The 9,602-nt window shown below is 71.0% G+C and carries 7 protein-coding genes and 2 pseudogenes; all 9 read left to right on the top strand.

Going from position 1 to position 9,602, the window contains the following annotated elements; translation table 11 throughout:
• Nucleotides 1-45: 45 nt before the first annotated feature.
• A pseudogene (murF, locus tag AB0M20_RS13060) lies at nt 46-960 on the top strand (UDP-N-acetylmuramoyl-tripeptide--D-alanyl-D-alanine ligase); the annotation flags it as partial.
• Nucleotides 957-2,066: a phospho-N-acetylmuramoyl-pentapeptide-transferase gene (mraY, locus tag AB0M20_RS13055; protein WP_364297599.1), complete on the top strand. Its 1,110-nt coding sequence runs from the start codon at nt 957-959 to the stop codon at nt 2,064-2,066. The pseudogene murF and the gene mraY, both read left to right, overlap by 4 nt.
• A gap of 63 nt (nt 2,067-2,129) precedes the next feature.
• A complete protein-coding gene (locus AB0M20_RS13050) occupies nt 2,130-3,512 on the top strand; it encodes a putative peptidoglycan glycosyltransferase FtsW (protein ID WP_364297597.1) in 1,383 nt (460 codons plus the stop codon).
• Nucleotides 3,512-4,621 (top strand): undecaprenyldiphospho-muramoylpentapeptide beta-N-acetylglucosaminyltransferase, encoded by a 1,110-nt coding sequence (gene murG / locus AB0M20_RS13045; RefSeq protein ID WP_364297595.1) that lies wholly within the window; start codon nt 3,512-3,514, stop codon nt 4,619-4,621. Before AB0M20_RS13050 ends, murG begins: the two co-directional genes overlap by 1 nt.
• Before the next feature lie 25 nt (nt 4,622-4,646).
• Nucleotides 4,647-6,083, top strand: a complete 1,437-nt coding sequence (gene murC, locus AB0M20_RS13040; RefSeq protein ID WP_364297593.1) for a UDP-N-acetylmuramate--L-alanine ligase — start codon at nt 4,647-4,649, stop codon at nt 6,081-6,083.
• 8 nt (nt 6,084-6,091) lie between these two features.
• Nucleotides 6,092-6,859: an FtsQ-type POTRA domain-containing protein gene (locus AB0M20_RS13035; RefSeq protein ID WP_364297601.1), complete on the top strand. Its 768-nt coding sequence runs from the start codon at nt 6,092-6,094 to the stop codon at nt 6,857-6,859.
• Between the two features lie 286 nt (nt 6,860-7,145).
• Nucleotides 7,146-8,270 carry a cell division protein FtsZ gene (ftsZ, locus tag AB0M20_RS13030; protein ID WP_364297591.1) on the top strand — a complete coding sequence of 375 codons (1,125 nt, stop codon included), beginning with the start codon at nt 7,146-7,148 and terminating at the stop codon, nt 8,268-8,270.
• Nucleotides 8,267-8,968: a YggS family pyridoxal phosphate-dependent enzyme gene (locus tag AB0M20_RS13025; protein ID WP_364297589.1), complete on the top strand. Its 702-nt coding sequence runs from the start codon at nt 8,267-8,269 to the stop codon at nt 8,966-8,968. The genes ftsZ and AB0M20_RS13025 overlap by 4 nt, the downstream gene beginning before the upstream one ends.
• 198 nt (nt 8,969-9,166) lie before the next feature.
• Nucleotides 9,167-9,602, top strand: a pseudogene (locus AB0M20_RS13020) (cell division protein SepF); the annotation flags it as partial.

The following is a 9,602-nucleotide window of genomic DNA, read 5'->3' as shown; positions in this document are numbered from 1 at the left end:
TCATAAATGACGATAGTTTTTGCGCGTTGTCACGACTGAGATTTCCCTTACACGGTTTTGAAAGCCACCCCTGATACGCGCTTCCTCGTGCTTGAGATGGGCGCTCGAGGCATCGGACACATCCGCTATCTGACCGAGGTCGCGCCGCCGAAGATCGGGCTCGTGCTCAACGTCGGCGTCGCGCACGTGGGCGAGTTCGGCTCAGTCGAGCGGATCGCCCTGGCCAAGGGCGAGCTGGTCGAGGCGCTGCCGGCGGACGGTGTCGCGGTGCTCAATGCGGACGACCCGCTGGTGTCGGAAATGTCGTCCCGGACCGCGGCCCGGGTGGTCACCTTCGGCGAGGCCTCGACCGCTGCCGTGCGGGCCACCGACGTCGGGCTCGACGAGCGTGGACGCGCTTCCTACATGCTCAACGGTCACAAGGTGCGGCTCGCGGTCACCGGCCGGCACCAGGTGGGCAACACCCTCGCCGCGGCCGCCGTCGCGCTCGAGCTGGGCATGCCGGTTGAGGCCGTTGCGGCCGCGCTCGGCGAGGTGGGCATCGTCTCCGGGCGGCGGATGGACGTCTTCGACCGGCCCGACGGGGTGACCGTCATCGACGACTCGTACAACGCCAACCCGGCGTCGACGGCGGCCGCCTTGCGCGCACTGGCCACCATCGGCGCGGGGCGGCGGACCATCGCCGTCCTCGGCTACATGGCCGAGCTGGGCGATCACGAGAGGGCCGGACATGTCGAGGTGGGCAGGCTGGCGGCCGAGCTGGGCGTGGACCGCGTGATCGCCGTCTCGCCCGCGGATCCGATCCTGGACGGGTTCGGCGGGGGCGAGCTCGCGGCGGACCAGGCCGCCGCCATCGCCGCGCTGGATCTGCGCGAGGGCGACGTGGTTCTGGTCAAGGGTTCCCGTTATCGCACGTGGGACGTCGTGGACTCACTACGTCCCGAGGGGGTTCGCCCGTGAGGGCAGTCATCGTCGCGGCCGCGGTCGCGTTCATCATCTCGCTGTTCGGCACGCCGATCGCCATCAAGGTGTTCACCGCGCTGAAGGCCGGGCAGCCGATCCGCAGTCTCGGACCGGCCACCCACCAGAGCAAGAAGGGCACGCCCACGATGGGCGGCGTCGCGTTCATCGCGGCGACGGTCCTCGCGTACGTGGCCGGGCACGCCGCGCTGACCACGCTGCCGGAGCGGCAGATCGCCCAGGAACGCCCGACGATGACCGCGCTGGTCCTGCTCGGACTGTTCGTGTTCTGCGGCGCGGTCGGCTTCCTCGACGACTTCCTCAAGGTTCGCAAGAGCCACTCCGGCGGGCTGAGCGCCAAGGGCAAGCTGCTCGGCCAGCTCGTCGTGGGTGCGGGGTTCGGCATCGCCGCCCTGTACGTGCCCAGCACCAACGGGCAGACGGTGGCCAGCGAGAGCATCTCCTTCATCCGCGACCTGCCCTGGGGCTGGGCGGATGTCGGCAAGTTCGGCTCAGTGATCATCTTCGTTTTCGTGATCATGTCGATGTCGAACGGCGTGAACCTCACCGACGGCCTCGACGGCCTGGCCACCGGCGCGTCGATCGCGGTGCTGGGCGCGTACGGGCTGATCGGTTTCTGGCAGTACCGGCACTGGTGCGGTGACACCGACTACGCGCGGGACGCGGCCTACTGCTACCAGGTGCGTGACCCGCTGGAGATCGCGTTGATCGCGGCGGCCGCCGCCGGGGCGTGTCTGGGCTTCCTGTGGTGGAACACGTCGCCGGCCCGGATCTTCATGGGCGACACCGGCGCGCTGGGCCTCGGCGGCCTGATCGGCGGCCTGGCCATGGCCACCCGCACCACGCTGCTGTCGATCATCATCGGCGGGCTGTTCGTGATCATCACGATGTCGGTGGTCATCCAGATCATCTCGTTCAAGACCACCGGCAAACGGGTGTTCCGGATGTCGCCCCTGCAGCACCACTTCGAGCTGGCCGGCTGGTCCGAGGTCAACATCGTGGTGCGGTTCTGGATCGTGGCCGGCATCTGCGTCGCGACCGGGCTGGGCCTGTTCTACAGCGACTTCCTGGCCGTGATGGGTTAAGTCACCGCGCGACACGCGTGTCTTCTTCGCAACGAAGACAGTCGGCGACGCGATGATGTTGCCATGGCGGAGGATCAGAAACCGAGGCCGTCGCTCAGCCGGCAGTACCTCCCGGCTGTGCACGGCCTGCTCGCGCGGCCGCTGTCCTCCTACTACCTGCTGATCGCCAGCTCCGGCCTGCTGCTGCTGATCGGCCTGACCATGGTGTTCTCGGCGACCAGCGTCAAGGCGTACGCGCAGCACGGCAACGCGTTCAGCGCGATCCGCAACCAGATCGTCTTCGCCGCGCTCGGCCTGCTCGGCTTCTGGGTCTGCCAGCGGCTGCCCGCCCGCACCCTGCGCGCCCTCGGCAAGTACGTGCTGGCCGCCGCCCTGGCCCTGCTCGCCGTGCTCGACCTGCTGCTCGCGCTCGAGTCGGTGAACGCGATCAAGAGCGCCCAGCTCGGCCCGTTCGAGGCCAAGCTGCTCTGGCTCTACATCGGGCCGGTCGGCATCCAGCCCTCCGAGCTGGCCAAGCTGGGCGTGGTGCTGTGGGGCGCCGACGTGATCGCCCGCAAGGGCGCCTCGCTGGGCCATTGGCGCGAGCTGGCCATGCCGCTGTTCCCGGTCGTCGGCCTGCTCTTCGTCCTGGTCGGCTACAACGACCTCGGCACGATGCTGGTGCTGCTGGCGCTGATCGTCGGGCTGCTCTGGACGGCCGGGGTGCGGCTTCGGGTCTTCGCCGCACTCGGCGTGCTCGGCCTCTCCGGCATCGGCCTGCTGATCGCCGCGGCGTCCCGGGGCGCCGGCTCCGGCGAGGTGGGCCAGGAGAACTACCGGCTGGCCCGGCTCACCTCGTTCCTGAACCCGCCGGAGGACTGCTTCCAGGGCGCCTGCTACCAGCTGTTGCAGGGCCGCTCGGCGATCTACGAGGGTGGCTGGTTCGGCGTCGGGCTGGGCAAGAGCGCGCTCAAGTGGGACTGGCTGCCCGAGGCGGACAACGACTTCATCTTCGCCGTGGTCGCCGAGGAGCTCGGAGTGGTCGGCTGCGTCGTGATCCTGGCGCTGTTCGCGGTGCTCGCGTACACCGGCTTCCGGATCGCGCGGCGGGTCGACGACCCGTTCCGCCGGCTCGCCGCGACCGGCATCACCACCTGGCTGGTCGCCCAGGCCGTGATCAACATCGGCGGCGTGGTGGGGCTGCTGCCGATCACCGGCCTGCCGCTGCCGTTCATCTCCGCCGGTGGCAGCGCCCTGGTGGTCACCCTCGCCGCGATCGGCATGCTCGCCTCCTTCGCCCGGGCGGAGCCCGATGCGGCCCGGGCCCTGAACGCCCGTCCGCCGGCGAGATGGGTACGGCTAGTCTGGGCCCCGCTGCCGCCGCTCCCCCCGCCGCGCCGGCCGCGTCCGCCCGTCAAGAAAGCCGGCCGGGCTCCCGCGCGGGTGGGGGCGGAAAGGAGACGGTGATGGCTTCGCTGCGGTCGGTGGTGGTCGCCGGAGGAGGCACCGGTGGTCACATCTACCCGCTGCTCGCCTTCGCCGACGCGCTGCGCCGGGCCTTTCCCGCCGTGCGGATCACCGCGCTGGGCGGGCAGAAGGGGATGGAGAGCGAGATCATCCCCGAGGCCGGGTACGACCTTCGCGTCATCCCCGTGCACCAGCTCCCTCGCAAGGTCAACCTCGACCTGATCCGCACCCCCGACCGGATGTGGAAGTCGGCGCACGCGGCCGGCAAGGTGATCGACGAGGTCCAGGCCGACGCCATCGTCGGCTTCGGCGGGTACGTGTCGGTGCCCGCGTACCTGGCCGGGTGGCGCCGTGAGCTGCCGATGGTGGTCCACGAGGTGAACGTGCCGCCCGGGGTCGCCAACAAGCTGGGCATGCGGTTCACCAAGAACGTGGCGGTCGGCTTCCCGCATCAGCCCCAGCAGTCCGAGGCCCTGCGCGACGCCCGGGTGGTGGGGGTGCCGCTGCGGACCTCGATCACCCGGATGGACCGGCCGGCTCTGCGGCCGCAGGCGCTCGCCCACTTCGGACTCCGGCCCGATCTGCCGGTGCTGTTCGTCTTCGGGGCGTCGCAGGGCGCCCGCACGATCAACCTGGCGGTGTCCGGCGCGGCCAAGGCGCTGACCCACGCCGGCATCCAGGTGCTGCACGTCCAGGGCGGCCGCAACGACCCGTTCGACGTGCCGGAAGGGCTGCCGGTGCCGTACGTGGTGGTGCCGTACCTGTCCGACATGCAGCTCGGCTACGCGGTCGCCGATCTGGTGATGTGCCGGGGCGGCGCGATCACCGTCGCCGAGACGACGGCGGTCGGCGTGCCCGCCGTCTACGTCCCGCTGCCGTGGGGCAACGGCGAGCAGCGGCGCAACGCGCTGCCGGTGGTCGAGGCGGGCGGCGGGCTGATCGTGGACGACGCGGAGCTCACGCCCGAGTGGATCGAGCGTACGGTGATCCCGCTCGCCCGCGACCCGCAGCGGCTGCGGCAGATGGGCGCGGCGGCCGCGGCGTACGGCCGGCGAGACGGCGACGACGCGCTGGTGGACTTCGTCTGCGAGGCGGTGGCCCGCCGATGACCGGTAACGACCTAGGAGTAACAGAGTGAACACGGCGGAGCTGACCCCGGCCGGCGAGTTGACCGCCGAGGATCTGGGCAGCGTGCACCTGATCGGCATCGGCGGAGTGGGCATGGGCGGCCTGGCACGGCTGCTGCTCACCCGGGGAGTGCCGGTCAGCGGCAGCGAGCTGCGCGAGTGGCCGGCGCTGACCGCCCTGCGCGCGCTCGGCGGCACCGTCCACATGGCACACAAGGCGTCCAACCTGGACGGTGTCGACACCGTCGTCTACTCCACCGCCATCCCGCACGACCACCTCGAGCTGGTCGAGGCACGCCGGCGCGGGCTGCGGGTGCTGCACCGCTCCGAGGCGCTGGCCGCGGCGATGACCAACCGGCAGACCATCGCGGTGGCCGGCACCCACGGCAAGACGACGACCACCTCGATCATGACGGTGATCCTGCAGCACGCCGGGCAGGACCCGTCGTTCGTGATCGGCGGCGAGATCTCCGAGGCCGGGTCGAACGGCCACCACGGCAGCGGCCCGCACTTCGTGGCCGAGGCCGACGAGAGCGACAAGTCGTTCCTGATCTACCGCCCGCACGTCGCGATCATCACCAACATCGAGGGCGACCACCTCAACAACTGGGGCGACCTGGCGGGGCTGAAATCGGGCTTTCTCGAGTTCGCCCGGCTCACCGCGGCCGACGGCTTCGTGGTGACCTGCGCCGACGACGAGGGCGTGCAGGAGCTGATCGCGGCGCTGCGCGCCGAGGGCCGGACCGTTTACACGTACGGGGAGAGCGAGGGCGCCGATCTGCGGATCTCGCAGGTGTCCTCGGCCACCGGCGGCGTCCGCTACCGGGCCACGATGGACGGACAGGACCTCGGCGAGATCCGGCTCGCGCTGCCCGGCACCCACATGGGACTCAACAGCTCGGCGGCCGTGCTGACCGCGCTGAAGCTGGGGATCCCGCTGAAGTCGATCACCGAGGCGCTGGCGTCGTTCCCGGGGGTGCGGCGGCGGTTCGAGCGCAAGGGCATCGCCGCCGGGGTCCGGGTCTACGACGAGTACGCGTACCACCCGACCTCGGTCAAGGCCGCGCTGCGCACCCTGCGTGAGGTGGCCGGCGACGGCCGCCTGCTGGTGGTCTTCCAGCCCTACCGCGTCTACCGCACCCGCGACCTGCAGGCCGAGCTGGCCGAGGGGCTGGCGATCGCCGACGAGGTGATCTGCATGGAGGTCTTCGGGCCGGGTGAGCAGCGCCAGCCGGGGGAGGGCGGCGTCGCGCTGACCGCGGCGATCGACCTGCCCGCCGGGCACAAGGTGTTCGTGCCGTCGTGGGAGCAGGTGCCCGCCGAGGTGGTGCGCCGCAGCCGGCCGGGCGACGTGGTGGTGACCATGGGCGCGCCGCCGATCTCCCTGATGGGCGACGAGTTGCTGGACGCGCTCACCGCGAGCTCGCCCGGCAAGGAGGACTGAGCGGCATGATGGCCGGCGGGGGCGGGCGGAACTGGCGACTGGTCCGGGCGGACACCGATGCGGTGCCGTCGTCGGTGCGCCGCTTCATGGCCCGCGCCCGGCAGCGCCGGCTGCGCGCGTTGCTGCCGTGGGCGGTCGGCGCCGGCGTGGTGCTGGTGATCGGCGGGCTGCTCTGGATGGTGTACGCGACGCCGGTGCTCGGCGTCCGGGAGGTGCGCGTGGTCGGGGCGGACGTGCTGACCGCGGAGCAGGTGCAGGAGGCCGCGGCGGTGCCGATGCGCGAACCGCTGGCCCGGGTGGATCTGGACGCCGTGCGTACCCGGGTGCAGAATCTCGCCCCGGTCGACCACGCCGTCGTCTCCCGCAGCTGGCCGGCCTCGGTGGTCGTCGAGGTGGTCGAGCGCACCCCGGTGGCGGCGGTCCGCGCGGGCAAGAAGTACACGCTGGTCGACGACGAGGGTGTGCCCTATCGGTCGGTGGCCAGGAAGCCGGCCGGGATCCCGATCGCCGAGCTGGCCAAGCCGGCGCCCGACGACGTCAACACCAAGGCCATGCTGACCGTGCTCGGGTCGCTGACCGAGGAGCTGCGCGAGCAGCTGCTGCAGATCTCGGTGCCGGCGCCGGCCCGCATCGAGCTGCTGCTGCGCAAGGAACGCAAGGTGGTGTGGGGCGACGACTCGGCGAGCGACACCAAGGCCCAGGTGTCGACGGCACTGCTCCGCCGCGACGGCCGGATCATCGACGTGAGCGCGCCGGCCGTGGTGACGATTCGCTAAACAGACAAAGCCCCGCAAACGGCGCTTTAGGGCCGAGGTTACGGCTTGGTCGGATAGTCGTCGCGTAAGCACGCGCCGACACGCCGCCGAGGTCCTTGGTTTGGGATGGGACGGCTGCTTACGTAGCGACCAGAGGTTCGATGGTTGACATAAGACTAAGCCTCTAGTAGAGGGTGAGGGTTTCCTCGCCCTCCCTTGTACGGCTGCGGCAGACGGAAGTGCGGTTCCTGGCCGGACCGCTGGGGCCGTCGTCTGCCGCCAACCCTGGAAGGGAAGGCTGAGCCCGATGACACCTCCACACAACTACCTTGCCGTGATCAAGGTCGTCGGCATCGGTGGCGGCGGCGTCAACGCCGTGAATCGAATGATCGAGGTCGGGCTCAAGGGCGTCGAGTTCATCGCGATCAACACCGATGCGCAGGCGCTGCTGATGAGTGACGCCGACGTCAAGCTCGACGTGGGCCGCGAGCTCACCCGCGGGCTGGGCGCCGGCGCGCAGCCCGAGGTCGGCAAGAACGCCGCCGAGGACCACCGCGACGAGATCGAGGAGGTGCTCAAGGGCGCCGACATGGTCTTCGTGACGTGCGGCGAGGGCGGCGGCACCGGCACCGGCGGCGCGCCCGTCGTGGCGAACATCGCCCGCAAGCTCGGCGCGCTCACCATCGGCGTGGTCACCCGGCCGTTCTCGTTCGAGGGCAAGCGCCGCCAGGTCCAGGCCGAGTCGGGCATCGACGAGCTGCGCAACCAGTGCGACACGCTGATCGTGATCCCGAACGACCGGCTGCTCGCGCTCGGCGACCGCGGGATCAGCATGATGGACGCGTTCCGGCAGGCCGACCAGGTGCTGCTCTCCGGCGTGCAGGGCATCACCGACCTGATCACCACGCCGGGCCTGATCAACCTGGACTTCGCGGATGTCAAGAGCGTGATGTCCGGCGCGGGCAGCGCCCTGATGGGCATCGGCAGCGCGCGCGGCGACAACCGCGCGGTCGAGGCGGCGGAGAAGGCGATCTCCAGCCCGCTGCTCGAGCAGAGCATGGACGGTGCGCGCGGCGTGCTGCTCTCCATCGCCGGCGGCTCCGACCTCGGCCTGTTCGAGATCAACGATGCGGCCCAGCTGGTCACCGACGCGGCGCACCCGGACGCCAACATCATCTTCGGCGCGGTCATCGACGACGCCCTCGGCGACGAGGTGCGGGTCACCGTGATCGCGGCGGGCTTCGACGGGGGCACGCCCTCGTACAAGCCGGTCGAGACCACGCGCAAGGTGGTGCAGCAGCCGAGCGCGCCGCCGGCCGTCACGCCGGCCTCGGTGCCGGTGTCCAGCACACCGGCCACGACGACCCCGCCGCCGCGGCGGGTCCTCTTCGACGACGTGGACGTGCCGGATTTCCTGAAGAACGGCTCGTGACGCAGCGGCGCGCGCAGCTCGCTGCCAACCTGGACCAGGTTCAGGGGCGGATTGCGCGCGCCGCAGCTTCAGCGGGTCGTGACCCGGCCGAGATCACCTTGGTCGCCGTCACGAAGACCTATCCGGCGAGCGACGTGGTCCTGCTCGCCGAGCTCGGCGTCACCGACGTCGGGGAGAACAAGGACCAGGAGGCGAAGGCCAAGGCCGCCGAGGTACGCGCGGCCGGCGCGGTCCCGCGATGGCACTTCGTCGGCCAGCTCCAGCGCAACAAGGCCCGCTCGGTCGCGCGGTACGCCGACGTGGTCGAGTCGGTGGACTCCGAGCGCCTCGCGTCGGCCCTGGACAAGGCCGCCCAGGATCTGCGCGATGCTCCGCTCGACGTGCTGGTCCAGGTGAGCCTGGACGGCGACCCCTCGCGCGGCGGTGCGGCCGCGGACCTCGCGGCGACGGTGGAGGCGGTCGCCGGCGCACCCGGCCTGCGAATGTGCGGTGTGATGGCGGTGGCGCCCGCCGGGTGGGACCCCGAGCGGGCCTTCGAGCGGCTCGCCGGGATCGCGCAGCAGGTCAGGGCCGATCATCCGGAGGCGACGGTGGTGTCCGCGGGGATGAGCGGAGACCTGGAGGCGGCGATTCTGCACGGAGCGACACACGTGCGGATCGGCACTTCTTTACTCGGGATGCGAAACCTGCTGCGGTAGCCTTGCGGCGGGCAGCAAACTACATAGGTGTTGTTTACGCGGGGGCAGCGACCTGCTCGCGCCCGGACAGCGCAGCGCACGTCTGCGTAAGGCGCGTGCAAGGGGGGATGCGGCCCACATGGGGGTGTGCGCCGCTGAAGAAATCGAGGTGGGGGCAATGGACGGTCGGTTTGGCGCCGAGCGGGACGAGGTGACGGCGTGAGTGCTCTGCGCAAGGCGGGAGTGTGGCTCGGGCTCGTCGAGGAAGACGACGAGCGGGGCTACGACGACCGCGGCTACCGCGAGTCCGGGAGCTACCGCGACCGCGACCGGGACAGGGACTCCGGCTACCGATACGCCGACGAGTTCGCCGATGAGGACGACGTCGAGGAGCCGCCGGCCCCTCTGCCGCGGGCACGCACCTCGGAGCGGCTGCGCGTGGGCGAGCGGAACCGCGCCGCCGACCTGGACGACGACGAGCGCCCCGAGCGGTCGGAGCGAACGGAGCGGGCCGAGCGCTCCACGGTGCGCTCCCTCACCCGGTCGCACACGTCGAGCGACACCTCGGGTTCGCACGGTTACGCCACCCGCGACAACCTCGCGCTCGCGCCCCAGCCGCAGGTGCACCAGCGCCCGGCCGAGGAGGATCAGCGCT

It is taken from the genome of Actinoplanes sp. NPDC051633, assembly GCF_040681735.1.
Lineage (GTDB): Bacteria > Actinomycetota > Actinomycetes > Mycobacteriales > Micromonosporaceae > Actinoplanes.
This window is presented reverse-complemented; position numbering and strand designations above follow the sequence as displayed.